Genomic DNA, 24,261 nt, shown 5'->3' on the forward strand with positions numbered 1-24,261 from the left:
GGGCGGTATGGTGCGAATCGGATACACGATGATGACCGAGCAGGCCGGGCCCCGTGAGCTGGTCGACCATGTGGTGCGGGCCGAGGAGGCCGGCTTCGACTTCTCGGTGACCTCGGACCACTACTTCCCCTGGCTGGCGTCGCAGGGTCACGCGCCGTACGCCTGGAGCGTGCTGGGCGCCGCCGCGCAGGCCACCTCGCGCATCCCGCTGATGACGTACGTGACGTGTCCGACGCTGCGCTACCACCCGGCGGTGGTGGCGCAGAAGGCGGCGACGGTGCAGCTGCTGTCCGAGGGCCGGTTCCGGCTGGGGCTCGGCTCCGGCGAGAACCTCAACGAGCACGTGGTGGGCGGCGGCTGGCCGTCCGTGGACGTGCGGCACGAGATGCTCGAGGAGGCGGTGGAGATCATCCGTGCCCTGTTCGAGGGCGGCCACGTGAACCACCGGGGCACCCACTTCGACGTCGAGTCGGCCAAGCTGTGGGACGTGCCGGACCAGCCGCCGCCGATCGGCATCGCGGTGTCCGGGAAGCGGTCCTGCGCCCTCGCGGGCCGGCTGGCCGACCTGGTGATCGCCACCGAGCCGAAAGCGGAGCTGCTCGACGACTTCGACCGGCACGGCGGGCAGGGCAAGCCGCGGGTGGGGCAGCTTCCGGTGTGCTACGACCCCGACCGGGACGCGGCCGTCGAACGCGCCCACGACCAGTTCCGCTGGTTCGGCAACGGCTGGAAGGTCAACTCGGAGCTGCCGCACCCGGACTCCTTCGCGTCGGCGACGCAGTTCGTCCGGCCCGACGACGTCGCCGGGTCGATTCCGTGCGGCAGCGACCCGGCGGACTTCGTCGAGGCCGTCCGCCCCTACGCCGAGGCGGGTTTCACCGAGATCGCCCTGGTGCAGATCGGCGGCGAGTCGCAGCCGGCGTACCTGGACTGGTCGGAGAAGACACTGCTGCCGGCGCTGCGGGACGCCCTCGGCTGATGCCCCCCCCGACGGCCCCGCACGGTCGGTGATTCACCCGTAGAGCTGAGCATCTTGCGTGGATGCGGGGTACTAGAGGGCTCTACGTCGGTACTTCCCGGAGGCCCTTTCGTGAACTCGTTCGTGCACAAGACCCTGGTGGTGGAGCTCCAGGCGGGCGACACGGACCGCTTTCCCGTGCTCGCCCACCTGAGCTACGACCCGTCCGACCCGTTCGCCGTCACCATCGTCTTCAGCCACGACGGCCGGGTCCTCGCCCGCTGGCAGCTCGACCGGGAGATGGTCACCGAGGGTCTCACCCGCCCGGTCGGCATCGGGGACGTACGGCTGCGGCCGGAGTCCCGGGGTGTGGGGCGGGAGCTGCGGATGGAGTTCCTCGGCGAGGCCCACGCCGACGGCGGCCGGCACCACGCGGTGGTGTTCGCGTGGGCCGAGACCGTCGGCGAGTTCCTGCACGAGACCCGGCTGCTGGTGCCGCCGGGGTGCGAGGAGGTCCGCGTGGACGACTTCCTCGCGGACGTCCTCACCGGGAACTGAACCCCTGGCGCGCGGTGTGACGGTACCGGGCCCACATCGGCAGGCCGAACCAGCACAGCAGGTACCAGGCCACCACTCCGGCCACCAGATACGGGACGAAGTCGTCGTGGGTGGCCACGCGCAGGATGAGCAGCAGGGAGCAGCTGGTGGTGGCCAGCAGCAGCAGCAGGCCGAGCAGGGTGAGCCGGGAGGCCCACTGCACGGCCTGTGCCTTGATGCGCCGTCCGGAGACGAGCCGGTGCAGGGACACCGGGCCGATGAGGGCGCCGGTGGCGCAGGCGCCCAGCACCACGGTCACGATGTAGATCGTCTCGTCCGTGTCGGACAGCTTGGCGTAGGTCGGGGTGAACACGACGGTCAGCAGGAAGCCGAAGAGGATCTGCACCCCCATCTGGGCGACGCGGACCTCCTGGATGAGTTCCGTCCACATCCGGTCCGCTCTCTCGTCCTGCGTCTCGTTGCGTCCCCGGCGCCTGTCCTCGCCCCGATCCGTGTCCTGCACAGTGCCTCCCCTTTCCGTGGGTCTCCCTCTCCGGATGCCCCGAAAGCCGCCGTTCTCCCTGGCCGGTCGCCGGTTTGGGGGTGCGGGGCACGGTTACACGGACGGCGATGACACCGAGGCCAGGAGGTCGTGGGACGCATGTCGGACACCCAGCTCACCGTGACGTTCAGCGGCGGGGACGTCGACGACGCCCGGACGGTCGTCCGGGTCCTGGAGGGCGCGTTCGGGGACGCGGACCAGCGTCCCTCCGCGGAGCACGCGACGGTCCGCGTGGCGACGTTCACCGGGGAGAGGCGGGAGGCGGCGGCCGGGGACGCGGACGCGGGGCCGTTGTCGGCGCCGGTGACCGTCACCGTGCAGGGCACCCCGGAGGCGGTGCGGCGGGCGAGCGACACCCTCACGCGGTCCTTCACGGCGCGTGACGAGGGTGCCGCCTCCGGCGACCAGGAGCAGGAGAGGCAGCTGCTCCTGGAGCCGTGACGTCCGTGGCCGCTACCAGCGGCCCTCCACCTGGTCCTTGATGCGCCGGTCGTAGAGGTCCCGGATCGCCGTGAGCGTCGCCTCGGGCAGCTCCGGGAGCCGGGCGGCGGCCGCGTTGGCGCGGGCCTGCTCGGGCGAGCGGGCGCCGGGGATGACGGTGGTGACGCCGGGCTGCTGGATGATCCAGCGCAGGGCGAGCTGGGCCGGCGTGTACCCCTCGGGGGCGAGCGCGGCGAACTCGGCGGCGGCCTCGACGCCGGTCGCGTAGTCGACGCCGGAGAAGGTCTCGCCCTGGTCGAATGCCTCGCCGTGCCGGTTGTAGGTGCGGTGGTCGTTCTCGGCGAAGACGGTGTCCCGGGTGTACTTGCCGGACAGCAGTCCGGAGGCGAGCGGGACGCGGGCGATGATGCCGACGCCCGCCTCGCGGGCGGCCGGGAGGACCTCGCGCAGCGGCTTCATGCGGAACGGGTTGAGGATGATCTGCACGCTCGCCACGTTCGGCCGGGCGATCGCGGTGAGCGCCTCCGCGCAGGTCTCCACGCTGACGCCGTAGGCGGCGATCCGCTCCTCCTCCACCAGGGTGTCGAGGGCGTCGAAGACCTCGTCGGTGGAGTAGACGGGGGTGGGCGGGCAGTGCAGCTGCACCAGGTCGACGCGGTCGACGCCCAGGTTGCGCCGCGAGCGGTCGTTCCAGGCGCGGAAGTTGTCCAGGACGTAGTTCCCGGGGATCTGGTCGACCCTGCGGCCCATCTTGGTGGCGACCAGTACGTGCAGATCGGGCCGCCCGCTGAGGAACGACGCGATGGTCTGCTCGCTGCGTCCGTCGCCGTACACGTCGGCGGTGTCGAAGAAGGTGACGCCGGACTCGGCGGCGGTCTCCAGCACCGCGAGGGCTTCCTTGTCGTCGACGTCGCCCCAGTCCGCCCCGAGTTGCCATGTGCCGAGACCGATCACGGAGGCGTGCTGCTGCGATCTGTCGAATGTGCGCTCGTCCATGGGGTCAGTCTGTCATCCGTGCCGCCCGGCCGGCGGGCGGCTCCGCCGTCGTCGTCGTGCGCCCGCTCAGACGCTCTGGGCCGTCGTCCGGCACTCGGGGTGGCCCCAGCCCTTGCCGTTCTTGGCGATGGGCTCGCCGGCCGCGTAGGACCGTCCGCACGGGCAGCGGCCCGGGAACTTCGCCTTGATCGTGCGGGACGAGGAGCCGCCGCGCTGCCGGGGCGTCCTCGCCCCGCCGGACCCGCGCCCGGCCGCGCCGCCCGCCGGGCGGTCCGGAGCGGCCGGCGGCTCGGGCGAGCCCAGCTCGCTGCCGGCGTCCTCCTGGGCGGTGGCCGCCTGGCTGGCCGCGCGGTCGGCGAAGTCGTTGAGCCGGTCGCCGTCGACCTGGTGGGCGGGGACGTAGCGGAACTCGACCGAGCGGTCCTGGAGGAGTTCGTCGATGCGGACGACGAGTTCCTGGTTGGCGACCGGTTTGCCGGCAGCGGTGCGCCAGCCGTTGCGCTTCCAGCCGGGGAGCCAGGTGGTGACGGCCTTCATGGCGTACTGCGAGTCCATCCGGACCTCGAGCGGTACGGCGGGGTCGGTCGCCGCCAGCAGCCGCTCCAGCGCCGTGAGTTCGGCGATGTTGTTGGTGGCCCTGCCGAGCGCTCCCGCCTCCCAGCGGACCGGCGTCTCGGACCGGTCGGCGACCACCCAGGCCCAGCCGGCGGGCCCCGGGTTCCCCTTCGAAGCCCCGTCGCACGCGGCCACAACTCGTTCACGCATGCGCCCGATCATGCCATGTCCGGCCGGACCGGCCGGGCCCGCCCGGGGTGGTGACGCCGGTCACCGGGAGGGCGCCGTCCTGCGGGCCGCCGGCCGTCGCGTCGGCCCGGCGCGGGGCGCCTCCGGGCGGTACGGCCGTGGCTTCGGTCCCTTCCGGACGGGGGCCGGTCCGTCTCCTCGCGCCGGGCGGGAACCGCCGTACGCGCAAGCCGTGGACCGTGCCCGCGGCGCCGGCCGCCGCACCGCCCGGCGCGTGCACGGGCCCGTCGTCCGGGTGCGCCGGGTGACCGTGCCGTACGGGGATCGGGCCGCCGCCTCCGGCGGGCCCGGCGGGGCCCGGTGCACCTGGGCGCGGTACCTGCCGTGCGACGGCCCACGAGCGTGCCCGACCGGGGACGGCGGGGCCCCGTGGCGGCCCCGCCGTCGGTCCGGGCCGCCTCACTCGCCCGCGTACGCCTTCTCCAGGGCGGCGATGTCGAGCTTGCCCATCGACATCATGGACTTCATGGCGCGGTCCGCCTTCTGCCGGTCCGGATCGCTGATCATCTCGGTCAGCCGCACCGCGTTGACCTGCCAGGAGACGCCGAACCGGTCCTTGAGCCAGCCGCAGGGACCGTGTTCGCCGCCGCCCTCGACGAGCTTCTCCCAGTAGTGGTCGATCTCCGCCTGGTCCGCGCAGTCGAGCTGGAAGGAGATCGCCTCGTTGAACTTGAACTCGGGCCCGCCGTTGAGCGCGACGAACTTCTGGCCGTTGGCCGTGAACTCGACGGTGAGCACGGAGCCCTCGGCGCCGGGCGTGGCGCCGGTGTTCCGGACGATGTCGCCGAGGCTCGAGTCCTTGAAGACCGAGACGTAGAAGTTCGCGGCCTCCTCGGCCTGGCCGTCGTACCAGAGGCAGGTGGTGAATCCGTCGGTGGTCATGAGTACCTCCCGGGCGTGGAACACGGTCATGGGTGGTGACCCGGCCCTGCCCCGGAACTCATCGGTGCGGCCCCGGAACAGTCCGGACGGCGGCACGGACGAGCGCTCTGCCCGTGGCGAATCTGCCACGGGCAGAGATTTCCCCGCGGGCCCGGCGGGCCGGTCGAGAGTGGGGGCACGCGGTCGTCCCGGCCGCGTTCCAGCGACCTTCAGGAGCGCCGATGTCTCCGTTCACCGCCGGCCCGTGGCCGGTCCCGCTGCCCCGGGCCGAGGAGGGCGACACCCCGCCGACCCGGTTCGACGACCATCTCGCCTCCCAGCTCCTCGCGCAGCGCATCGTGCTGCTCGGCACGCAGGTCGACGAGGTGTCCGCCAACCGCGTGTGCGCGCAGTTGCTGGTCCTGTCCGCCGAGGACCCGCGCACCGACATCAGCCTGTACATCAACAGCCCCGGCGGCTCGGTCCACGCGGGCCTGGCCATCTACGACACGATGCGGCTGATCCCCAACGACGTCTCGACCCTGGCCATGGGCTTCGCGGCCAGCATGGGCCAGTTCCTGCTCTGTGTCGGCACGCCCGGCAAGCGCTACGCCCTGCCGAACGCGCGCGTCATGATGCACCAACCGTCGGGCGGCATCGGGGGCACCACCGCCGACATCGAGATCCAGGCGGAGAGCCTGGAGTTCACCAAGCGGACCATCGAGCGGATCACCGCCGAGCACACCGGCCAGACCCCGGAGACCATCTCCCGGGACGGCGACCGGGACCGCTGGTTCACCGCCGAGCAGGCCAGGGAGTACGGGATGGTCGACCGGGTGGTGGAGTCGCTGGACGACGTCCGTCCGGCCGCCGCCCGGCCCAGGATGGGGCTGCGGTGATGGGGTCGTACACGATTCCGAACGTCGTCGAGCGCACCCCGCAGGGCGAGCGGTCCTACGACGTGTTCAGCCGGCTGCTGGCCGAGCGGATCATCTTCCTGGGGACGGAGATCGACGACGGGGTCGCCAACGTCGTCATCGCGCAGCTCCTCCATCTGGAGTCGTCGGCCCCGGAGAGCGAGATCGCGGTCTACATCAACTCCCCCGGCGGCTCGTTCACCTCGCTGATGGCGATCTACGACACGATGACGTTCGTCCAGGCGCCGATCTCGACGTTCTGCGTCGGGCAGGCGGCGTCCACGGCGGCCGTGCTGCTGGCCGGCGGGGACCCGGGGCGGCGGTTCGTGCTGGAGCACGCGCGGGTGCTGCTCGGGCAGCCCGCCACCGGCGGGACGCGCGGCACGGCGTCCGACCTGTCGCTGCGGGCCAAGGAGATGGTGCGGATCCGCTCCCAGGTGGAGGAGGTGCTGTCCCGGCACACGCACCACGACGTGGCGACCCTGCGGGCCGACATGGACCGCGACAAGGTGTTCACCGCCGAGGAGGCCGTGGCGTACGGCCTGGCCGACGAGGTGCTGGCCCGGCGCCTCGTGGGGGTGTGAGGCGCCGGGCGCGGGTCAGGCGGCCAGGCAGAGTCCGTTGTGCGCGGAGCCGGACACTCCCCGGGTCGTGGTGAGGGCCCGCCGGCCGGTGACGCGGACCAGTTCTCCGTGGGCCCGGGTCAGCAGGTCGCCGAGGCCGAGGCCGAGCGCCTGGGCGGCGGCCGCGAGGACCTCCGAGGAGGCCTCCTTGCGGCCCCGCTCCACCTCCGAGAGATAGGGCATGGAGATCCGGGCCGCGTCGGCGACGTCCTTCAGCGTCCGTTCCTGGGCGAGCCGCTCGCTGCGGAGCACGTCCCCGACGAGGTCGCGCAGCAGCGGTTCCCTGGGCGCGGGAGCCGCCGGGTCCGGCGGCGGGCCGGGGCGCAGGGGGATGACACGGGCACGGTCCGGCGCTGGGCCGGTCACCTCTTGATTGGTCACCTCCTCAGCCTAGGAATTCCGGCCCCGAGGGGAAGGGACCGGCATTCCGCCCTGAGTGAAGGCGCTCCGGGGCGCGGCCCGGAGCGCCGTACGGGCCGCGCCCCCGTACCATCGGACGTACGAGTGACGACCGGTGCGCACCGCGGTTCCGATCCTCCCGGAACTTGGTGGGCATGGGTCCGTGCGACCTGGGTACTCGCAGGTCTCAGGCACATGTCAGCCGTGACGTTCGTGGGGAGAGGTAATGAGGACCGCCGTGATCCGGTCGCAGGCGCAGGTAGCCGAGAAGCACACCGAGGCCGGGACGCGTGACGGGAATCCGCAGGACGTGGTGGATCCGCGTGCCGTCGCCCCGCGCGACGCCAGGGAGCTGTCCCGCCAGTTCTTCCGTCGCCTGGCGGAGCTGGAGGAGGGCACGCACGAGTACCAGTACGCGCGCAACACCCTCATCGAGATGAACATGTCCCTCGTCCGGTTCGCGGCCGGGCGGTTCCGCGGCCGCGGCGACGACATGGACGACATCGTGCAGACCGGCATGATCGGTCTGATCAAGGCCATCGACCGGTTCGAGCTGTCCCGCGAGGTCGAGTTCACCTCCTTCGCGCTGCCGTACATCGTCGGTGAGATCAAGCGTTTCTTCCGGGACACCACGTGGGCCGTGCACGTGCCGCGCCGGCTCCAGGAGCTGCGGGTCGAGCTGGCGAAGGCCCGCGAGGAGCTGGCCAGCCGGCTGGACCGGGAGCCCACGGTCGGTGAGCTGGCCACGCTGATGAACATCACCGAGCAGCAGGTCGTCGAGGGACAGATCGCCGCGAACGGGTACAACTCGTCGTCGCTGGACGCCGCCCTCACCGGTGACGGCCCCGAGCACGGCGAGGCCGTCCTGGCCGACTTCATCGGCGTCGAGGAGGAGGGGCTGCGCCTCGTCGAGGACTTCCACTCGCTCGCTCCGCTGATGGCCGAGCTCAGCGAACGCGACCGGGAGATCATCCACCTGCGGTTCGTGGAGGAGGCCACCCAGGCGGAGATCGGTGAGCGTCTCGGCTGCTCGCAGATGCACGTGTCCCGCCTGATCAAGCGGATCATCACCCGGCTGCGCGAGGGCATGCTGGGCGAGCTCGGCTGCGCCTGACCGGGCGGGCGGCGGCGTGGCCGGTCAGGCGGCGCCGAGGTTCAGTACCGCGCGTACGCACTTGCCGACCGGCACGTGTTCGACGGTGACGTCCCGCGCCAGCGCGCGGACGATCTCCAGACCGTGCCGGCCGACGCGTTCGGGGTCGCGCGGGAAGACCCGGGGCAGGCTGGCGCTGCTGTCGTAGACCGCCACAGTGAGCGCGGTGTCGGTGCCCTCCAGTTCCAGGATGTACGGGCCCTCGCTGTGCCGGTCCGCGTTGGTGACCAGTTCGCTCACCACCAGCAGCACCGCGCCGTCGGCCCGCTCGTCGATCGTGGCGCACCATTCGGTCCGCAGTTGCTGGAGGAAGTGCGCGGCGAACGTCCGCGCCTCGGCGATGCACCCCGGCTCGCCGGTGAAGTGTGCCGCCCGCCGCAGCGGTTCCACGGGCACGTCGAAACCAGTCGGTATCACTGCCCCGTCCAGGTGGTAGGTCATGCTCGTTTCTCTCCGCGAAGCCGGGCCGGCCGGACGAATCTGCACCAGTCCTGGTACCCCGAGTTTCGCGGCACAGTCCCCCTGATCGGTGTTCGCCCCCGTGGGGCGGGGAACCCGGGTTCCGCCGGGTTCGGCGGAAGGGGCGCCATGAACGGACTGACGGCGGTACGGAGCCTGACGACGCTGCCCGTGGTGACGCTGGGCGGCGATGCCGTGGCACATGTCAAGGACACGGTCTTCGACCCGGCGGCCGGGCGGATCGCGAGCTTCACCCTCACCGGCCGGACCCTGATGTCGGGCCCGCTGCCGCAGGATCTGCCCTGGCCGGCGGTGCACTGCCTGGGCCGTCACGCGGTGATGGTCCGCGACGAAGGGGCGTTGTGCGACCTGCCCCTGTCGGTGGCGCGCCGGGACGCCCTGCGCGGGCGGCTGCTCGGGGCGCAGGTGCTGACCGACGACGGCGACCTGGTGGGCACCGTGCTCGACGTGCTGGTCGAGGGCGGCACCAGCGGCCGGCTCGTCGCGTTCCGGCTCGCCGCGCACCGGGAGCTGGTGCACGGCTCCCGGCACCGCCGGCACCAGGTGTACGTGCCGCGGGGCGAGGTGCTGAGCGTCTCCGGCCGGACGCTGGTGATCCCGGCGCACGCGACGACGTACGTCACCGACGGCCTGCCGGCCTTCGTCGCCCGGGCCGGCGCCCACCACGACCGCGGGAGGGGCGCGGTCCGATGATGCTGTTCTCACGGGTGCGCGGGCTGCCCGTCCTGACGCCGGGCGACGCGGACCGGGTCGGGGTGGTCCGCGCGCTGACGGTCGACGCGGCGTCCGGGGAGGTCACACATGTCCGGATACGGCGTGGGCGGCTGCGCAGGGAGGCCGTGGTGGCCTGGAGCGCCCTGGGCGCGGTCGGCCCGGACATGCTGATCGCGCGCCCGGCCGGCCGGCCGGGCGAGGCCCCGCCCCACCGTGATCTGGTGGGGAGCAGGGTGCTCACCGAGTGCGGCGAGGAGCGCGGCACCGTGCTCGACGCGGCGTTCGATCCGGCCACCGCCCGCATCGAGGCGGTCCTGACGACCCTCGGCGAGCTGCCGGCCGGCCGCCTGCTGGGCCTCGGCGACCACGCCCTGGTGATCCGGACGGGCCACGGACATCCCGGTTAGGGTCTCCCGGCGGGCGGGGCGGGCCGGGGCTGCTTAGCGTGCAGGGGTGAGCTCACGCACCCCTTCCGGCCGTCCGGCCGCCCGCCACGGCTGGGCGCAGGCCCTCGCCACGGTACTCGGCGCGATGGTCGCCATGGGCGCGGTGGCCGCGCTGGGACTGTGGGCGGCCGGCGCCACGGACCTCCCGGGCGGTTCCTTCCCCCAGGTGGTCGCGGCGACCGTGGTCACGGCCGTCGGCGGCACGGTGGAGCTCTCCGGGGACGCCGGCGAGCTGGCCGGCGCGGAGGGCGGTCTGACGGTCATCCCGCTGTCCGTCACCCTCACCGGGGCGCTGGTCATCGGCCGGTGCTTCCTGCGCCCGCTGCGGCACCGGGCGGTCGCCGGGGCGCCCGAGCTGGCCGGGTGGGCGGCGCGGATCGCCGCGCTGTGGCTGCTCGCGGTCCTCGGCCTCGCGCTCGCCGCGCGGCACACGTACGAGCTCTCCCTCGGCGACGGCCCGCTCGGTGACCTGGGTGAGCTGTTCGGGATCAGGCCGGTGGTGGGGTTCTCCACCGACGTGCCGCCGACCGTCCTCATCGGCCTGCTCTGGCTGACGGGCGTGCTGCTGGTGGCGCTGATGGTGTCCCGCGGCGCCCCGTTGCCGGCCGGGCTGCTGCGCTTCCAGACGTCGGTGCGTCCCGCGGCGCACGCGATGCTGCTGCTGTTGCTGGCCGCCGTCGTCATCGGACTCGTCATCGCGCTGGTCGTCGCCGCCACCCGGGGGCATCCGGCCGAGACGTTCGCCGTGATCCTGCTGGGGCTGCCCAACGTGGTCTGGCCGGCGCTGACGATCGGGTTCGGTGCCACCTGGGACGGCAGGGTGGAGGGGCCCTTCGGGCTGCCCATGCCGCACGTGCTCGACGAGGTGCTGCGCACACCGGACGTCTCCACCCTGAACCTGGGCACCCTCACCGAGCACGACGGCGGGAAGTGGTGGTGGCTGCTGGTGGTGACAGCGGTGCTGCTGCTGACCACCGCGTTCCTGATGGCGGCCCGCTCCCCCGACCGGGTGCGGGCCTGGCAGCACGCCGTGCACATGGCGGTGGCGCTGGCGCTGACCGTGCTGATGATCTGCCTCATGGCCCGGATCTCCGCACGGTTCGGCCTGTCCGTGCTCGGCATCGGCGACCTGGGCGAGGGCTTCTCCGGCCAGGTGCTGCTGAGACCACGCCTGTGGAGCACCCTGGGCCTGGCCCTGCTGTGGGGCCTGGTCACGGGTTTCGCGGGGGCGCTGCCGGCGCGAGGGGTACGCCGGAGGGGCAGGACCGGCCACTGACCGGGTTCACACCTGCGGACCGGACGCCGGCCGCGCCCGGCGCGGCAGCTCGGGCCGGTCCTCGCCCGCGTCGGGTCCGGGCACACGCAGGTCCCTCAGCATCGCCGGACGGCCGGTCACGGCCGTGGGAGCGCCGGCGGTGGGTGGGCCCCGGGGTACGAAGACCGGGCGGCGGCCGTCGATCCACGCCGGCCGGCCGTTGGAGCGCAGCACGTGCCCCCGGTCGCCGCACCGCTCCGGCGGCCGCACCGGCAGCAGCGGGTCGAGGGACACGGTGGGCCGGCCGGGGTCGGTGGTCTCCCGGGCGGACAGGTCGTGCTCGGGGACGACGAGCGTGGGACGGAATCCGGGGCCGTCATCGTGGGCGCCTACTCCCGCATCACGGCCGGCTCGTGACGCCGCAGCAGACGGGACACCAGCAGGCCGAGGAGCAGCGACAGGGCGAGCAGCATGCCCACGGCGAGCAGCCACCCGTCCGCCGTGTGCGCGAAGAGCGGATCACGGCTCAGGTCGCCGGGCGAGAGCGCGGGGAGCCCGATGGTGCCGGCCATCGCGGCGAACCCCCAGCGGGCGGGTACCAGCCAGGCCAGCTGCTCCAGCACGAGCACGCCGTCGAGCGGCAGCAGGGCGCCGCAGAAGACGACCTGGACGATGGCGAGCAGCACCAGCAGCGGCATCGTCACCTCCTCCTTGCGGACCACCGCGGAGACCAGCAGGCCGAGCATCATCGCGGTGAAGGCGAGCAGCGCGACGGCGACGGTGATCTCGACAAGGGGCGGCATCAGCACGCCTTCGCCGCCGGGTGCGTTCAGGTCCACGCCGAGCAGTGCGACGAGGGTCAGCACCACGGCCTGGAGCACGGTGACCGTGCCGAGCACGACCACCTTGGACATCAGGTACGCCGATCTGGACAGGCCCACGGCCCGCTCCCGCTGGTAGATCACCCGCTCTTTGACGAGTTCGCGCACCGCGTTGGCCGCGCCGGTGAGGACCGCGCCGACGCACAGGATGAGCAGGGCGTTCATGGCGGACCTGCGCGTCAGCTCACTGCCCGCGAGGGCCCGCGCCATGGCACCCATCACGAACGGCAGCGCGATCATGACGGCGAGGAAGGTGCGGTCCGCGGCGAGCGCGGCGGTGTAGCGGCGGACCAGGGTGCGGAGCTGGGCGCCCCAACCGCGCGGCCGGGGCGGGGGCCCCACGACGACCGGCTCCTCGCGGGGCCGCTCGGGCTGGGCGGCGGCCTCGACGACGTACCGCCGGTGGAAGGCTGAGTCGCGGTACCGCCCCGCCCAGTCCCGGTCCTGCTGCTGCTCGAACGCCTCGAAGGCCTCCGGCCAGTGCTCGAAACCGAAGAAGGCGAGGGCGTCACCGGGGGGACCGTAGTAGGCGACCCTGCCGCCGGGGGCGAGGACGAGGAGGCGGTCGCAGACGTCCAGGCTGAGCACGCTGTGGGTGACGACGACGACGGTCCGGCCGTCGTCGGCGAGGCCGCGCAGCATGCGCATCACCGAGCGGTCCATGCCGGGGTCGAGGCCGGAGGTCGGCTCGTCGAGGAAGAGCAGCGACGGCTTGGTCAGCAGTTCCAGCGCGACGCTGACCCGTTTGCGCTGTCCGCCGGACAGGCTGTGGACATGCTGGCGGGCCCGCTCCGCGAGGCCGAGTTCACGGATCACCTCGTCGACCCGGGCCCGTCGTTCGGCCTGGGCGGTGTCCTGCGGGAAGCGCAGCTCGGCGGCGTAGGACAGGGCGGCGTGGACGGTCAGCTGGGTGTGCAGGATGTCGTCCTGCGGTACGAGGCCGATGCGCTGGCGCAGCTCGGCGTAGTCGTGGTACAGGTCGCGGCCGTCGTAGAGGACGGTGCCGTGGTCGGCGGGGCGCTGACCGGTGAGCGCGTTCATCAGGGTGGACTTGCCGGCGCCGCTCGGGCCGACGACCGCGAGCAGGCACTTCTCCCCCACCGGGAAGGAGACGTGGTCGAGGAGGCGCTTGGCGCCCCGGTCGACGGCGACGGTGAGGTTCTGGACGTCGAGGGAGACCTCGCCGGTGTCGACGTACTCCTGGAGTTCGTCGCCGATCAGGGAGAAGTCGGAGTGGCCGACGCCGACGATGTCGCCGGGGAGGATGTCGGCCCGGTCGACCGGCACGCCGTTGAGGTAGGTGCCGGTGTGGCTGCCGAGGTCGACGATCTCGTACGAGCCGTCGGCGTGGACGTGCAGTTCGGCGTGGTGCCGGGAGACGAGCAGGTCGTCGACGACCAGGTCGTTGTCGGGGTCCCGGCCGATGCGGACGGTGCGGGTGGGCAGGGGTCGTACGGAGGCCGGCTGCCGGAAGGTGTGGGTGAGGGCGGGTCGGGAGACCGCCTGCGGCCGGTCGTGTGCGGGGGCGGCGAGGACGGCGCGGGGGCCGTCCTCGGGATTGCCGAAGTGGAGGACGCTGCCGGGGCCGACCTCCCGGGCTCGGACGCGCCGGCCGTCGGCGTAGGTGCCGTTGGTGCTGTGCTCGTCCTCGACGGTCCAGCGGCCGTCCACGGGGTGGAGCACCGCATGGTGCCAGGAGACCCGGGCGTCGTCGATGACGATGTCGCTCGACGGGTCGCGTCCCACGTGGTAGTCGCGGACCGGACTCATCACGGTGGAGCCCGTCTCGGTCTCCAGGACGAGCTCCGGGGCGACCAGTCGCTCCGCCATGTCTGGATTCTACCCATTGGCCCGTTCGGGTGCCCGGCGTCACCGGCCGGGGTGCGGCCGTGCGCCTCGGAAAGGGGCGGGGGACTTGCCGGTCCGGGTGGACTGCGGGTCCGGCACAGCCGCCGAGGGCTGCACATCCCGTCCGCCGTCCGGGTGCAGAACCACCGGCAGGCGACGCTCCAGGGGCCAGGTCGTGCGGGATCAGCCGTCGTGCGCAGCCGGTGCCCGGCGCGCACAGCACCGTCTGCGGGGTCAGCCGGTGCGGATCCCGCCGGGGTGGCAACGGCTCGATCACCACTCACCGAGCGTCGGTCAACGACGCGTCCGATCAGTCGCCCGGCACCTCCTCAGGCGACGGGAACACCGAGCACCCGGGCGGCGCGTTGCATGCGCAGGGCGTCCACGGACTCGGCCAGCAGTTCGTACTCGGTGGTGTCGTCGCCGGTGGCGAGGCGCACCATCCGCCCGGCGGCGAGCGTCTCGGCCACCTCCTCCTGCCGGGCGACGTCGCCGCACCAGGTGCGCAGTACGGCGGGGACGTCGGGCACGCCGTCGGCGACGGGGACGAGTGCCCCCGGCGGTAAGTGCTCGGCGTCGGGCTGCGGGTCGAGGCGCTCGGCGATCCAGAGGGCACGGTCGCGCAGCCACCACAGGGCGAGGGCGAGGGTGGGCGCCCGGTAGGTGCCGAGCGGTACGCCGATGCGCCGGCCGTCGCAGACCCCGTACGCGGTGACATGGCACAGGAATTCGTCGTGCACGTTCCCTCCCCCGCTGCGTTGCTCGCCCGCCGGGCCGGGCCGGCTGCCCGCCTCGTGGCTCGCATGCTGTGCGTGAGGGCGCCGTCGCGCGGTGTGAAGCGCTCTCGCTAGTCGAGTATGTTCACCGCTGAAACACTGTCACCATGTGTTTCCGGCCAGTCTCCTGGCATATTCACAGCCGCCGCTGGCCGAAACAGTGCGGGTGCGACCGACGGGCCGCATATGACCTCGGAGGTAATCGACCGCGGACCGGGGGCGCGGGCAAGGTGGGGGCACCGGGTCACCACGACCGGGATCCACCGTCCGACCAGCAGACACGACCTCCCTGGGGGATTCGCCATGACCACAGCCGCCCACCGTTACGACGCCGTCGTCGCCCGCTACTTCGAGGCCTGGAACGCCGACGGCGCCGAGGCACGCGCCAAGGCGGTGGCCGACGTGTGGACCGCGGACGGCCGTTACACCGACCCGCTGTCCGACGCCCTCGGCCACGAGGCGATCACCGCGGTGATCGCGGCGACGCACGAGCAGTTCCCCGGCTTCGCCTTCCGGCTCGCGGGGAACGTCGACGGCCACCACGACACCGCGCGCTTCTCCTGGGAGCTGGTGAACCGGGCGGACGGCTCGGCCCCCGTCGCCGGCTCGGACGTGATCACGCTCGACGCCGAGGACCGCGTCCGCGCCGTGTACGGCTTCCTGGACCGGGTGCCCGAGGGGGCGTGACCCCCACCTTCCGTGGGGTCGCCGAAGGCCGAGCAGGCCTACGCGTCCGGCGTGGTCCGGGCGAGTGTCCTACCGGCGCTCGCCCGGACCTCGACCGTACCGGTGGGGCTACTGCTTCACGACCGCGTCGATACGGGACAGCTCGTCCTCACTGAAATCGAGGTTCCGGGTGGCCGCGACGCTGTCCTCGAGCTGCTGCGGGCTGCTCGCGCCGACCAGGGCGGAGGTGAGCCGGCCGCCGCGCAGCACCCAGGACAGCGCCATCTGCGCCAGGCTCTGGCCGCGCGAGGCGGCGACCTCGTCGAGCGTGCGCAGCCGGCCCACCAGTTCCCCGGTGACGGCGTCGGTGTTCAGGAAGGGGCTGTCGCTCGCGGCCCGGGAGTCCTCGGGGATGCCGTCGAGGTAGCGGGCGGTCAGCAGGCCCTGCTCCAGCGGGGAGTAGGCGATGGAGCCGATCTGGAGCTCGTCCAGGGCGTCCATCAGCCCCTCGTCCTCCGGACGGCGGTCGAGCATCGAGTAGCGGGGCTGGTTGATCAGCAGCGGCGTGCCCAGCTCACCGAGGATGCGGGCGGCCTCGCGGGTCTGCTCCGCGGAGTAGTTGGAGACACCGACGTACAGCGCCTTGCCCTGCTGGACCGCCGAGTGCAGCGCGCCCATCGTCTCCTCCAGCGGAGTCTCCGGGTCGAAGCGGTGCGAGTAGAAGATGTCCACGTAGTCCAGGCCCATCCGGCTCAGGCTCTGGTCCAGCGAGGACAGCAGGTACTTGCGCGAGCCCCATTCGCCGTACGGGCCGGGCCACATCAGGTAGCCGGCCTTGGTGGAGATCACCAGTTCGTCGCGGTAGGCCGCGAAGTCCGACTTCAGCGCCTCGCCGAGGGCGGACTCGGCCGCACCCGGCGGGGGCCCGTAGTTGTTGGCGAGGTCGAAGTGGGTGACGCCCAGGTCGAAGGCGCGGCGCAGGATGGCGCGCTGGGTCTCGGCCGCACGGTCGGGACCGAAGTTGTGCCACAGGCCGAGCGAGAGCGCGGGGAGCTTCAGGCCGCTGCGTCCGGTGCGCCGGTAGGGCATGTCCGCGTAACGGTCGGGGTGTGCGGTGTACAACACGACTCCAGAGGGGTTGGCACACGTCTCGGCGGTTCCGTCGAACCGCCCGTCCACTCTGTCGTGACCTGCGGGCAGTGGTCCAACAGAAGAATCCGATGGGATTCAGCGGATACGCTTCTCAATCATGGAACTGCGTCACCTCCAGCACTTCGTCGCCGTGGCCGAGGACCAGCATTTCACCCGCGCGGCGGAGCGGCTGATGGTCTCCCAGTCGGGCCTGTCCGCGTCCATCCGCGCCCTGGAGCGCGAGCTGCAGACACCGCTCTTCGTACGGACGACCCGCAGGGTGACGCTCACCGAGGCGGGGCGGGCGCTGCTGGCGGAGGCCGAGCGGATCCTGGCGCAGGTGCGGGCGGCGCACGAGGCGGTGGCCGCGGTGCAGGGTGTGCTGCGCGGCACCCTCGCGCTGGGCGCCGAGCAGTGCATCGCCGGGGTGAACGTGGCGGAGCTGCTCGCCACGTTCCGGCGGCTCCACCCGGACGTGGAGATCCGGCTGCGCCAGTGGGGCTCGGCCGCGCTGGCGGAGGAGGTCGCGGCGGGGCGGCTGGACCTGGCCTTCGCCTACCGGACGGAGGCGGATCCGGAGCAGCTGCGGTCGGTGCCGTTGACCAGTGAGCCGATGACCGTGCTGTGCCACCCGGACCACCGGCTCGCACGGACGGGGGCGCCGCTGACCCCGCACGACCTGGCCGACGAGGTCTTCGTCGACTTCCACCCGGACTGGGGTCCGCGCCGCGCCACCGACGCCGCCTTCGCCGCCGCGGGCGTACGGCGCACGGTGGCGCTGGAGGTGAACGACGTGCACAGCCTGCTCGACCTGGTCGACGAGAACCTGGGCGTCGCCGTCGTACCGCGGCACTTCCGGCACAAGCGGGAGGCCCTCACCGCGCTCCCGCTGAAGGACACCGGGGAGGCGGTGTACGAGACGGTCGCCCTGGTGCCGTCACCGCGGGCGACGAGCCCGGCGGCACGGGCGCTGATGGCCCTGTTGGACGACGGGGGCGCGTGAGGCGCGCGGATGCGCGAGGGTGGAGGCATGCATGCCAAGGACATCCTCATCGACGGCTTCGGCCGCATCCGGGAAGAAGTCCACGCCGCCGTCGAGGGCCTCGGCCCCGACGCGCTCAACGCCCGGCCCGGCCCCGACGCGAACTCCGTCACCTGGCTGGTCTGGCACCTCACCCGGGTCCAGGACGACCACATCGCCGACGCCTTCGGACTCGACCAGGTGTGGCTCTCCCAGGGCTGGGAGAAACGCCTGGACCTCGGCCTGCCCCGCCGCGACACGGGGTACGGCCACACCTCGGCGAAGGTCGCCGAGGTACGGGTCGACGACGGCGGTCTGCTGACCGGCTACCACGACGCGGTGCACGAGCAGACCCTCGGCGCGCTGCGCACGGTGGCCGCCAAGGACCTGGAACGGGTGATCGACGAGGGCTGGGATCCCCCGGTGACCCTGGGCGTACGGCTGGTCAGCGTCCTGTCCGACGATCTGCAGCACGTCGGACAGGCCGCGTACGTACGGGGGCTGGTTCAGAGCGCCGCGTCATAGCCGGGCAGGACCACGTCCCGGATGAGCGCGTTCCGCTCGTCGAACGGCAGGAACGCGCTCTTCACGGCGTTCACCGTGACCGTGCGCAGGTCCTCGACCGTCCAGCCGGCCTGCTCGACCAGGAGGGACATCTCCCGCGTCATGGTGGTGCCCGAGACGAGACGGTTGTCGGTGTTGAGGGTGACGCGGAAGCCGAGGTCCTTCAGCGCGGTGACCGGGTGCTCGGCGATCGACGTCGCGGCGCCGGTCTGGAGGTTGGAGGTGGGGCACATCTCCAGCGCGATCCGGCGGTCGCGGACCCAGCCGGCGAGACGGCCGAGCTTGCCCTCCACGATGTCCTCGGTGATCCGCACCCCGTGCCCGATGCGCTGGGCGCCGCACACCTGGAGCGCCTGGTGGATGCTGGGCAGGCCGTGGGCCTCACCGGCGTGGATGGTGAAGGGCACGTTCTCGCGGCGCAGGTGCGCGAAGGCGTCGAGGTGGTCGGCGGGCGGGAAGCCGTCCTCGGCGCCCGCGATGTCGAAGCCGACGACCCCGGCGTCCCGGAAGGCGACGGCCAGGTCGGCGGCCTCACGGACCCGGTCGAACATCCGCATGCCGCAGAGCAGGGTGCCGACCCGGACGGGCGTCCCGGCGGCGGCCGCCTTGGCCATGCCGGCGGCGAGGCCCTCCTGGACGGTCTCCACGACCTCGCTCATCGTCAGCCCGCCCCTGGTGTTCAGCTCGGGGGCGTAGCGCACCTCGCCGTAGACGACACCGTCGGCGGCCAGGTCGAGCACGTACTCCTCGGCGGTGCGCAGCAGGCCCTCACGGGTCTGCATGACGGCGAGGGTGTGCTCGAAGGTGGCGATGTAGCGGACCAGGTCACCGGAGTTCGCGGCCTCGACGTACCAGGCGGCGAGCTCGTCGGGGTCGGTGGTGGGCAGGGTGTGGCCGACGGCCTCCGCCAGCTCCACGACGGTCGCGGGACGCAGACCGCCGTCGAGGTGGTCGTGCAGCACCGCCTTGGGGAGGCGACGGAGAGTCTCGGTGTCTATGCGCGTAGATGACATGTGCGGTCGTTCCTCAGCGGGTCGTTCGGCAAAAAAGCGGAGTGGATCAGGGGGCGGCGGGCTGGAGCAGGTCCCAGCGGTTGCCGTACAGGTCCCGGAAGACGGCGACCGAGCCGTACGGCTCGTGGCGCGGCTCCTCCAGGAAGGTCACGCCGGCGGCGGTCATACGGGCGTGGTCGCGGGCGAAGTCGTCGGTGTACAGGAAGAAGCCCACCCGCCCGCCGGTCTGGTCACCGACCCTGGCCCGCTGCCCCTCCCCCTTGGCGCGGGCGAGCAGCAGCCCCGCGCCGGTGTGCCCGGCGTCCGGTTCGACGACGACCCAGCGGCCGCCGTCCGGCCGGGGCGCGTCCTCGGCGAGCCGGAAACCGAGCGCCTCGGTGTAGAAGCGGATCGCCTCGTCGTAGTCGTCGACGACGAGGGTGACCAGGGGGATGCGTCTCATCGTGCCCTCTCGAAGGGGGATTGACCGGAGAGGTTATACGTAAAACTGCCGAACGCGCCAGTCCCGCTCCGGGACCGGCGGCCCGGAGCGGGACCGGCGGGGCGGCTACGGATACGCGTAGGTGTTGAGGGCGGCGACGGCGGCCGCCGGGTCGCCGAGGTCGTAGCGGTCCACGGCGAGGTAGTTGGGCTTCTTGCGGGCGGCCGGTCCGCAGAACCGGCGGGCGCGGTCGGCGAGCTTGGAGTTGTCCGTGCCGGCGGTGGAGGTGATCGTGGTGTCCCGGAAGTGGTTCATGACGAACAGGGGGCGGAAGCCGGGCTCGGTGCGGGTCAGCGGGATGTTGGTGCCCGCGTCGTACCACCGGCTGTGGCAGGACCAGTCGGAGGCGCCGACGCCCGGGCCCATGGACCAGTGGTTCTCGACGGTCCATTCGCGCTGGTACATCACGCCGAAGGTGTCCCGGGTCGTTCCGGCGGCCCGGTCGGCGGCACGGCTGTGGTCGGTGAGGATCAGCAGCCGCTGCCCGGCGGCGGTCAGCTCCCCCATGGTCGGCCAGCCGTCCTCCCGGACACCGGTACGGTCGGGTCGGTAGAGCACGTCCGACAGCCCCTGGACGCGGGCGAGTTCGGCGCGCAGGACGTCCGGGGCGACGTAGTCCTCCAGGAAGACGGTGACGAACTGGTCGGGGTGGGCGCGCAGGAAGTCGACGATCCGCTGGAGGTCCACCCACAGGGCGACGGGCCTGCTGACCAGGGTGCAGCTGTTGTGGCAGAGGATCGCGCCGTCCGGGGTCTGGTGGATGTCCAGCATGAATCCGCGGACACCGTCGGCGAGTTGGCGCTCGATGCCCCGGTTCTGGTTGGGGAAGAGGTCGATGAAGGGCGGGGCGAAGCCGCCGTCGACGCCGTTGGCGTAGGCGTTGTGGGCGGTGAGGAAGGTGACCTCGTCCAGGGTGCGTCGGTCCCGCGGCGGCAGGGGGCGGGTCACCGGGTCGACCGGGGTCAGGTACCAGGTGGCGAGGTCGCCCGTGCCGGTGCCGACGGCGAGCGGGGCGGGAAAATTGGCACCGGAGGGTTTCGGGGAGACGGTGAGGCGGCGGTCGGCGCCGGGGACGGTGAGCGTGAACCGGTCCGCGCCCACGGAGGTGATCTCCCAGCGTGCCTCCGGGCTCGCGCAGGCGACGGTCCGGGCCTGATCACCAGTGCGGCCGAGGCAGGTGCCGGGGCTGTCGGTGTTCTCCAGGGTGCCGTCGGCTCTCAGGTTCCACTGCTGACGGTCCTCGTCGCCGCGCGGTCTGTGCTGCTCGACCGCCCCGGAGGTGCCGGCGGCGTTCAGTCCGGTCGTCGCGCTCTGGACGTAGTAGGCGCCGGGCGACGGAGTCGCCGCGGCGGCGGCAGGTGCGGGTGCCACGACCGTCGCGGCCAGCGCGGCGGCCGTGACGGTCGTGGCGAGCAGGGCGTGGGGGGTGCGCATGGCGGCTGCCCTTCGTCCGGGGGACGGCCCGCGCACGTGCGGTGCGCGGGCCGCGATCCGAGCGTCTTAGGTCAGGTGCATGACACCACGCCGAGCGGTCGGACGTCAGCAGTACAGATTGCCGCCGGGTGACGTTCCGAGGATCTGGGTGAACTGCTGGTACTTGCTCACCCTGCTCTGCACCTGCGCCGGGTTCTTGCCGTCGCACTCCACCCAGCCGTTGATGGCGCGGATCGTGTGACCGAATCCGGCCTGGTCGACCATGGCGCTGTGCGCGGTCATCGTCCCAGGACCCCGCTGGGTGTTCCAGTACCACAGGGCCGTCTTCCAGGCGACGGCGGAGTCGTTCTGCACCAGCCAGGGGTTGTTCAGCAGGTCGATGCCGAGTGCGTCGCCCGCCGCCTTGTAGTTGTAGTTCCAGCTCAGCTGGATCGGGCCGCGCCCGTAGTAAGCGGACTGCCCGGCCGGGCACCCGAACGGCTGTCCGTAGTCGCAGTAGTGCGGGTAGTTGGCGGTGTTCTGCTCCACGATGTGCACCAGACCGCCGGTCTCGTGGCTGACGTTGGCGAGGAAGGCGGCGGCCTCCTGCTTCTTCACCGTGTCGCTGCCGGTGTTGGCGAAACCGGGGTAGGCGCTCAGCGCGGCGGTGAGCCCGCTGTAGGTGTAGAAGGGGTTCCGGTTCGGGAACATCTGGTTGAACTGCGCCTCGGTCACGACGAAGTTGCCGACGGGCGTTCCGGGGCCGTTGTCACAGGCGTACGGCTCCCAGTACCAGGTGCTGATGATCGGGTCGTAACCCGGATTGGCGTGCTCGGCGATGTACGCCCGGCCGTCGGTGTAGCGCACGATGTCACCGGCGTTGTACGACCTTCCGGCCACCCAGTTCGGATAACTGGAGCACGAGGCGGCGGAGGCGGAGGCGGCGGGGAGCAGCACCGGCGCGCCGCCGGCGAGGACGAGGGCTGCGGTCACGGCGGCGATGCGTCTTCTCGACAAGGGAACAACTCCTTCGCGGAACGCGGCCGCTCCCGGACGAGGACATGCCTGAGCGGGGCCTCGCCCGCACATGCCGGCGGGGCCGGTCACGGCAGTGGGGGCGGCCGTGGTGGGGGGTGTGAGAACACACTCAACCGCTTTGGTCTGTACCAGTCAAGGGTTTAGACCAGTCATCGTGACGCGAACATGCCGATCGGTCGGCGGCGGCCGATGCCGGGGCGGGGCCGCGGCGGGACCGAACCCTCGCGAGCTCTACACATAAAGGGAAAATAAGGGCAGAATGCACTTATGCGGCTCTTACCGCATACCGCACCAGACGCGGTCAGGCCTGCTAGTCAAAGGAGACGACTCATGGCCAACGTCTCACATCCGCGCGGTGACATCACGAGCCACCCCGATGCCTCGGAGATGCGGGCACGGTACGACCGTATGCTCGGGGGTCGTGATGTGGCCCTCGTGGACGGACCGGTGTTCCTGCTCGGTCTCTACTGTGCGGTGTCCCCGTGGATACTCCACTACACGACGAGCCAGCCCGCGCTCGTGACCCACAACCTGATCGTGGGCATCGCGATCGGCCTGCTCGCCCTGGGGTTCACCGCGGCCCCGGCGCGTATGTACGGCCTCAGCGGGGCCATGTGCGCCCTGGGCCTGTGGATGATCATCTCGCCGTGGATCGTCGGCACCGACCCCGACGCCGGCGTCATCTGGAACAACGTCGTCATCGGCGCCCTCACCCTGATCCTGGGCACGGCCTGCGCCGCCACGGCCGTCAGGAGCGGCCGCCGGTCGTAGGAGGACCGCGAAAGGAGCCGAACGCCGGCCCGCGTCGACCGCGGACCGGCGTTCCCATGTCCGGGCGGGACTGCCCCGGCGGCCGGGGGGCATACGCAGTGCAGCGGAGGTCAGGAAAAGAGGGGTGAGATGGAGATCGACGGCATCATCAGCGCCATCGTCATCGGTGTGGTCATCGGCGTCCTGGGCCGGCTCGTGGTCCCGGGCCGTCAGCGCATCGGAATCCTCTGGACGATTCTCGTCGGCATCGCCGCCGCACTGATCGGCTCGGCGGTCGCCGCGGCCTTCGGGGTGGCCGACACCGAGGGCGTCGACTGGGTGGAGTGGCTGATCCAGATCGGCCTCGCCGCACTGGGAGTGGCCGCGCTGGACCGCGCGAAGGCCGGCCGCTGACGGAATCCGGCGGTCCGCGTCAGCGGCGGGACAGCCACTGCTCGTACCAGGTCACCGTGGCGTCCACGGTCTCCTCGAGCGGCGTCGGCGTCACGCCGAAGGTCCGCTCGAAGGCCGCGGAGTCCACGATCTGCGGCTCGGTGTACTGGTAGAACATCTCGGCGAGTTCGGCCATGAAGACCTCGTCGAACGGGCCGAAGGGGCGCGGCTCCTCCAGGACGACCACGTTCAGGGGCCGGCCGGTCCGCTTCTCGATCATGGCGTGGATCTCGCGGGTGCTGACGGCGGGCGCGGTGGGCAGGTGCCACACCCGCCCGTCGCCCTCGGGCCGCTCGCCGAGGGTGGCCAGGCCGGCCGCCACGTCCCCGATGTCGGTGTAACTGTGCGGCAGGTCCAGGTCGCCCGCCCCCATCACCTCGCCGCCGGTGAGCGCCCCCGGGAACACGGCGCCGCCGAGGGAGGAGTTGAGCACGCCGGGGCCGACGAAGTCGGCGGAGCGGCCGAGGACCACCCGGGCGCGGCCCTCCCGGTGCGCGGCGAGATACCGCTCGTCGAGCGTCGCGCGCATCCGGCCCTTGCGGCTGGTCGCCCGCCAGGGGGTGTCCTCGGTCATCACCGCTCCCCCGGTCGGGCCGTACGGGTAGATCGTGTCGAGGACGACGAGCCGGGCTCCGGACTCCTCGACGGCGGCGAGCACCGCTTCCTGTATCCGCGGCATCACCTCGACCTGCAGGTGGTAGGCGACGTTGGCGCAGTGGTACACCACGGCGGCGCCGGCGACGGCCGCGCGTGCGCCGTCGGCGGTGCCGACGTCGGCGGCATGCCGCCGGACTCCCTCGATCGCGGGTCCGTCCCCCTTCCGGTCGACGAGCCGTACGGCGTGACCGCGCCGGGCGAGCTCCCGGGCGAGGGTGGTTCCGGCGGGGCCGGATCCCAGGACGGCGTGCAGGGGGCGGGTTTCATGGGTGGCGGCGGACATGACGGCCTCCTCGACAGCGAACAAGAGGGATCACTCAATCCCCCTCACAACTGTTAGAGACTATAACTCTCACAACACCCACTAGCAAAGAGCCGCCCGTACCGGCTCTCCGCTCTCCGCTCTCCGCGGGCAGTCGTGCC

The 24,261-nt window shown here is 72.3% G+C and carries 29 protein-coding genes; 14 read left to right on the forward strand and 15 right to left on the reverse strand.

Features of this window, described 5'->3' with window-relative positions:
• The first annotated feature begins 7 nt into the window (after positions 1–7).
• Positions 8–979, forward strand: coding sequence for an LLM class F420-dependent oxidoreductase (locus AMK33_RS36315; protein WP_073937300.1), 972 nt, complete (start codon positions 8–10; stop codon positions 977–979).
• Positions 980–1,090: 111 nt separating this feature from the next.
• On the forward strand, positions 1,091–1,516 hold the full coding sequence (locus tag AMK33_RS36320; RefSeq protein ID WP_073937301.1) for an SsgA family sporulation/cell division regulator: 426 nt from the start codon (positions 1,091–1,093) through the stop codon (positions 1,514–1,516).
• Here the strand turns inward: AMK33_RS36320 and AMK33_RS36325 are convergent.
• Positions 1,503–2,018, reverse strand: a complete 516-nt coding sequence (locus AMK33_RS36325; RefSeq protein ID WP_073937302.1) for a DUF6328 family protein — start codon at positions 2,016–2,018, stop codon at positions 1,503–1,505. The two genes, AMK33_RS36320 and AMK33_RS36325, sit on opposite strands and share 14 nt — an antisense overlap.
• 138 nt (positions 2,019–2,156) lie before the next feature.
• Here AMK33_RS36325 and AMK33_RS36330 point away from each other — a divergent pair, with 138 nt between their 5' ends.
• Positions 2,157–2,498 carry a hypothetical protein gene (locus AMK33_RS36330; protein ID WP_073937303.1) on the forward strand — a complete coding sequence of 114 codons (342 nt, stop codon included), beginning with the start codon at positions 2,157–2,159 and terminating at the stop codon, positions 2,496–2,498.
• A gap of 12 nt (positions 2,499–2,510) precedes the next feature.
• Here the strand turns inward: AMK33_RS36330 and AMK33_RS36335 are convergent, their stop codons facing one another.
• The 3 genes from AMK33_RS36335 to AMK33_RS36345 all read right to left on the reverse strand — a co-directional run bounded on the left by AMK33_RS36335 (position 2,511) and on the right by AMK33_RS36345 (position 5,180).
• The gene (locus tag AMK33_RS36335) at positions 2,511–3,494 is read right to left on the reverse strand and encodes an aldo/keto reductase (RefSeq protein ID WP_073937304.1); all 984 of its coding nucleotides are present in this window, start codon (positions 3,492–3,494) and stop codon (positions 2,511–2,513) included.
• 66 nt (positions 3,495–3,560) lie between these two features.
• Positions 3,561–4,259 carry a ribonuclease H family protein gene (locus AMK33_RS36340; RefSeq protein ID WP_235618298.1) on the reverse strand — a complete coding sequence of 233 codons (699 nt, stop codon included), beginning with the start codon at positions 4,257–4,259 and terminating at the stop codon, positions 3,561–3,563.
• A gap of 438 nt (positions 4,260–4,697) precedes the next feature.
• On the reverse strand, positions 4,698–5,180 hold the full coding sequence (locus AMK33_RS36345) for a VOC family protein (RefSeq protein WP_073937387.1): 483 nt from the start codon (positions 5,178–5,180) through the stop codon (positions 4,698–4,700).
• Between the two features lie 221 nt (positions 5,181–5,401).
• Between AMK33_RS36345 and AMK33_RS36350 the strand changes: the two genes are divergently transcribed.
• Both AMK33_RS36350 and AMK33_RS36355 read left to right on the forward strand, forming a co-directional pair.
• Positions 5,402–6,058 (forward strand): ATP-dependent Clp protease proteolytic subunit, encoded by a 657-nt coding sequence (locus AMK33_RS36350; RefSeq protein ID WP_073937306.1) that lies wholly within the window; start codon positions 5,402–5,404, stop codon positions 6,056–6,058.
• Entirely contained in the window at positions 6,058–6,660 is a 603-nt protein-coding gene (locus tag AMK33_RS36355; protein WP_073937307.1) for a ClpP family protease, read from the forward strand. Before AMK33_RS36350 ends, AMK33_RS36355 begins: the two co-directional genes overlap by 1 nt.
• A gap of 15 nt (positions 6,661–6,675) precedes the next feature.
• Here the strand turns inward: AMK33_RS36355 and AMK33_RS36360 are convergent, their stop codons facing one another.
• On the reverse strand, positions 6,676–7,065 hold the full coding sequence (locus AMK33_RS36360; RefSeq protein ID WP_073937308.1) for a helix-turn-helix domain-containing protein: 390 nt from the start codon (positions 7,063–7,065) through the stop codon (positions 6,676–6,678).
• 259 nt (positions 7,066–7,324) lie between these two features.
• Between AMK33_RS36360 and AMK33_RS36365 the strand changes: the two genes are divergently transcribed.
• Entirely contained in the window at positions 7,325–8,212 is an 888-nt protein-coding gene (locus tag AMK33_RS36365) for an RNA polymerase sigma factor SigF (RefSeq protein ID WP_073937309.1), read from the forward strand.
• A gap of 24 nt (positions 8,213–8,236) precedes the next feature.
• On the opposite strand, the gene AMK33_RS36370 is transcribed toward AMK33_RS36365, so the two are convergent.
• A complete protein-coding gene (locus AMK33_RS36370) occupies positions 8,237–8,692 on the reverse strand; it encodes an ATP-binding protein (protein ID WP_073937310.1) in 456 nt (151 codons plus the stop codon).
• A 147-nt stretch (positions 8,693–8,839) separates the two neighbouring features.
• On the opposite strand from AMK33_RS36370, the gene AMK33_RS36375 reads away from it, so the two are divergent.
• Genes AMK33_RS36375 through AMK33_RS36385 form a run of 3 tightly spaced genes read left to right on the forward strand, consistent with a single transcriptional unit; the run spans position 8,840 to position 11,167 of the window.
• Positions 8,840–9,424, forward strand: a complete 585-nt coding sequence (locus AMK33_RS36375) for a PRC-barrel domain-containing protein (RefSeq protein ID WP_073937311.1) — start codon at positions 8,840–8,842, stop codon at positions 9,422–9,424.
• Positions 9,421–9,852 carry a PRC-barrel domain-containing protein gene (locus AMK33_RS36380; RefSeq protein ID WP_073937312.1) on the forward strand — a complete coding sequence of 144 codons (432 nt, stop codon included), beginning with the start codon at positions 9,421–9,423 and terminating at the stop codon, positions 9,850–9,852. Before AMK33_RS36375 ends, AMK33_RS36380 begins: the two co-directional genes overlap by 4 nt.
• Positions 9,853–9,898: 46 nt before the next feature.
• Entirely contained in the window at positions 9,899–11,167 is a 1,269-nt protein-coding gene (locus AMK33_RS36385) for a streptophobe family protein (RefSeq protein ID WP_073937313.1), read from the forward strand.
• Between the two features lie 6 nt (positions 11,168–11,173).
• Here AMK33_RS36385 and AMK33_RS36390 read toward each other — a convergent pair whose 3' ends face one another.
• The 3 genes from AMK33_RS36390 to AMK33_RS36400 all read right to left on the reverse strand — a co-directional run bounded on the left by AMK33_RS36390 (position 11,174) and on the right by AMK33_RS36400 (position 14,615).
• Entirely contained in the window at positions 11,174–11,440 is a 267-nt protein-coding gene (locus tag AMK33_RS36390) for a hypothetical protein (RefSeq protein ID WP_073937314.1), read from the reverse strand.
• 95 nt (positions 11,441–11,535) lie between these two features.
• On the reverse strand, positions 11,536–13,857 hold the full coding sequence (locus AMK33_RS36395) for an ABC transporter ATP-binding protein/permease (RefSeq protein WP_073937315.1): 2,322 nt from the start codon (positions 13,855–13,857) through the stop codon (positions 11,536–11,538).
• A 347-nt stretch (positions 13,858–14,204) separates the two neighbouring features.
• On the reverse strand, positions 14,205–14,615 hold the full coding sequence (locus AMK33_RS36400; protein ID WP_073937316.1) for a hypothetical protein: 411 nt from the start codon (positions 14,613–14,615) through the stop codon (positions 14,205–14,207).
• 339 nt (positions 14,616–14,954) lie between these two features.
• Between AMK33_RS36400 and AMK33_RS36405 the strand changes: the two genes are divergently transcribed.
• Positions 14,955–15,338 (forward strand): nuclear transport factor 2 family protein, encoded by a 384-nt coding sequence (locus AMK33_RS36405; RefSeq protein ID WP_073937317.1) that lies wholly within the window; start codon positions 14,955–14,957, stop codon positions 15,336–15,338.
• A gap of 108 nt (positions 15,339–15,446) precedes the next feature.
• On the opposite strand, the gene mgrA is transcribed toward AMK33_RS36405, so the two are convergent.
• Positions 15,447–16,439, reverse strand: coding sequence for an L-glyceraldehyde 3-phosphate reductase (mgrA, locus tag AMK33_RS36410; protein WP_073937318.1), 993 nt, complete (start codon positions 16,437–16,439; stop codon positions 15,447–15,449).
• Between the two features lie 127 nt (positions 16,440–16,566).
• Here mgrA and AMK33_RS36415 point away from each other — a divergent pair, with 127 nt between their 5' ends.
• Positions 16,567–17,451, forward strand: coding sequence for a LysR family transcriptional regulator (locus AMK33_RS36415; protein ID WP_073937319.1), 885 nt, complete (start codon positions 16,567–16,569; stop codon positions 17,449–17,451).
• A 27-nt stretch (positions 17,452–17,478) separates the two neighbouring features.
• A complete protein-coding gene (locus tag AMK33_RS36420) occupies positions 17,479–17,994 on the forward strand; it encodes a mycothiol transferase (RefSeq protein WP_073937320.1) in 516 nt (171 codons plus the stop codon).
• Here AMK33_RS36420 and AMK33_RS36425 read toward each other — a convergent pair.
• The 4 genes from AMK33_RS36425 to AMK33_RS36440 form a co-directional block, all read right to left on the reverse strand.
• Complete coding sequence (locus AMK33_RS36425; protein WP_073937321.1) at positions 17,976–19,046, reverse strand: adenosine deaminase; 1,071 nt, start codon at positions 19,044–19,046, stop codon at positions 17,976–17,978. The genes AMK33_RS36420 and AMK33_RS36425 overlap by 19 nt on opposite strands.
• A gap of 46 nt (positions 19,047–19,092) precedes the next feature.
• Positions 19,093–19,488 (reverse strand): VOC family protein, encoded by a 396-nt coding sequence (locus AMK33_RS36430; protein ID WP_073937322.1) that lies wholly within the window; start codon positions 19,486–19,488, stop codon positions 19,093–19,095.
• 105 nt (positions 19,489–19,593) lie between these two features.
• A complete protein-coding gene (locus AMK33_RS36435) occupies positions 19,594–20,961 on the reverse strand; it encodes a PI-PLC domain-containing protein (RefSeq protein ID WP_073937323.1) in 1,368 nt (455 codons plus the stop codon).
• Between the two features lie 105 nt (positions 20,962–21,066).
• Entirely contained in the window at positions 21,067–21,957 is an 891-nt protein-coding gene (locus AMK33_RS36440) for a glycoside hydrolase family 19 protein (protein WP_073937324.1), read from the reverse strand.
• A gap of 351 nt (positions 21,958–22,308) precedes the next feature.
• Here AMK33_RS36440 and AMK33_RS36445 point away from each other — a divergent pair, with 351 nt between their 5' ends.
• Both AMK33_RS36445 and AMK33_RS36450 read left to right on the forward strand, forming a co-directional pair.
• The gene (locus AMK33_RS36445; RefSeq protein ID WP_073937325.1) at positions 22,309–22,749 is read left to right on the forward strand and encodes an SPW repeat protein; all 441 of its coding nucleotides are present in this window, start codon (positions 22,309–22,311) and stop codon (positions 22,747–22,749) included.
• Positions 22,750–22,878: 129 nt separating this feature from the next.
• Positions 22,879–23,142 (forward strand): GlsB/YeaQ/YmgE family stress response membrane protein, encoded by a 264-nt coding sequence (locus AMK33_RS36450; protein WP_073937326.1) that lies wholly within the window; start codon positions 22,879–22,881, stop codon positions 23,140–23,142.
• Between the two features lie 19 nt (positions 23,143–23,161).
• On the opposite strand, the gene AMK33_RS36455 is transcribed toward AMK33_RS36450, so the two are convergent.
• A complete protein-coding gene (locus tag AMK33_RS36455; protein ID WP_073937389.1) occupies positions 23,162–24,121 on the reverse strand; it encodes an NAD-dependent epimerase/dehydratase family protein in 960 nt (319 codons plus the stop codon).
• Positions 24,122–24,261 lie beyond the last annotated feature (140 nt).

The organism is Streptomyces sp. CB02400 (assembly GCF_001905725.1).
Lineage (GTDB): Bacteria > Actinomycetota > Actinomycetes > Streptomycetales > Streptomycetaceae > Streptomyces > Streptomyces atrovirens.

Excerpts from the sequence above, each read along its gene's own strand:
- AMK33_RS36350 (WP_073937306.1), top strand. The coding sequence starts at position 5,402 with ATGTCTCCGTTCACCGCCGGCCCGTGGCCGGTCCCGCTGCCCCGGGCC.
- AMK33_RS36395 (WP_073937315.1), bottom strand. The coding sequence starts at position 13,857 with ATGGCGGAGCGACTGGTCGCCCCGGAGCTCGTCCTGGAGACCGAGACG.
- AMK33_RS36340 (WP_235618298.1), bottom strand. The coding sequence starts at position 4,259 with ATGCGTGAACGAGTTGTGGCCGCGTGCGACGGGGCTTCGAAGGGGAAC.
- AMK33_RS36415 (WP_073937319.1), top strand. The coding sequence starts at position 16,567 with ATGGAACTGCGTCACCTCCAGCACTTCGTCGCCGTGGCCGAGGACCAG.
- AMK33_RS36445 (WP_073937325.1), top strand. The coding sequence starts at position 22,309 with ATGGCCAACGTCTCACATCCGCGCGGTGACATCACGAGCCACCCCGAT.
- AMK33_RS36355 (WP_073937307.1), top strand. The coding sequence starts at position 6,058 with ATGGGGTCGTACACGATTCCGAACGTCGTCGAGCGCACCCCGCAGGGC.
- AMK33_RS36380 (WP_073937312.1), top strand. The coding sequence starts at position 9,421 with ATGATGCTGTTCTCACGGGTGCGCGGGCTGCCCGTCCTGACGCCGGGC.
- AMK33_RS36335 (WP_073937304.1), bottom strand. The coding sequence starts at position 3,494 with ATGGACGAGCGCACATTCGACAGATCGCAGCAGCACGCCTCCGTGATC.
- AMK33_RS36330 (WP_073937303.1), top strand. The coding sequence starts at position 2,157 with ATGTCGGACACCCAGCTCACCGTGACGTTCAGCGGCGGGGACGTCGAC.
- AMK33_RS36455 (WP_073937389.1), bottom strand. The coding sequence starts at position 24,121 with ATGTCCGCCGCCACCCATGAAACCCGCCCCCTGCACGCCGTCCTGGGA.
- AMK33_RS36420 (WP_073937320.1), top strand. The coding sequence starts at position 17,479 with ATGCATGCCAAGGACATCCTCATCGACGGCTTCGGCCGCATCCGGGAA.
- AMK33_RS36315 (WP_073937300.1), top strand. The coding sequence starts at position 8 with ATGGTGCGAATCGGATACACGATGATGACCGAGCAGGCCGGGCCCCGT.
- AMK33_RS36425 (WP_073937321.1), bottom strand. The coding sequence starts at position 19,046 with ATGTCATCTACGCGCATAGACACCGAGACTCTCCGTCGCCTCCCCAAG.
- AMK33_RS36345 (WP_073937387.1), bottom strand. The coding sequence starts at position 5,180 with ATGACCACCGACGGATTCACCACCTGCCTCTGGTACGACGGCCAGGCC.
- AMK33_RS36405 (WP_073937317.1), top strand. The coding sequence starts at position 14,955 with ATGACCACAGCCGCCCACCGTTACGACGCCGTCGTCGCCCGCTACTTC.
- AMK33_RS36435 (WP_073937323.1), bottom strand. The coding sequence starts at position 20,961 with ATGCGCACCCCCCACGCCCTGCTCGCCACGACCGTCACGGCCGCCGCG.
- AMK33_RS36450 (WP_073937326.1), top strand. The coding sequence starts at position 22,879 with ATGGAGATCGACGGCATCATCAGCGCCATCGTCATCGGTGTGGTCATC.
- AMK33_RS36430 (WP_073937322.1), bottom strand. The coding sequence starts at position 19,488 with ATGAGACGCATCCCCCTGGTCACCCTCGTCGTCGACGACTACGACGAG.
- AMK33_RS36370 (WP_073937310.1), bottom strand. The coding sequence starts at position 8,692 with ATGACCTACCACCTGGACGGGGCAGTGATACCGACTGGTTTCGACGTG.
- AMK33_RS36375 (WP_073937311.1), top strand. The coding sequence starts at position 8,840 with ATGAACGGACTGACGGCGGTACGGAGCCTGACGACGCTGCCCGTGGTG.
- AMK33_RS36365 (WP_073937309.1), top strand. The coding sequence starts at position 7,325 with ATGAGGACCGCCGTGATCCGGTCGCAGGCGCAGGTAGCCGAGAAGCAC.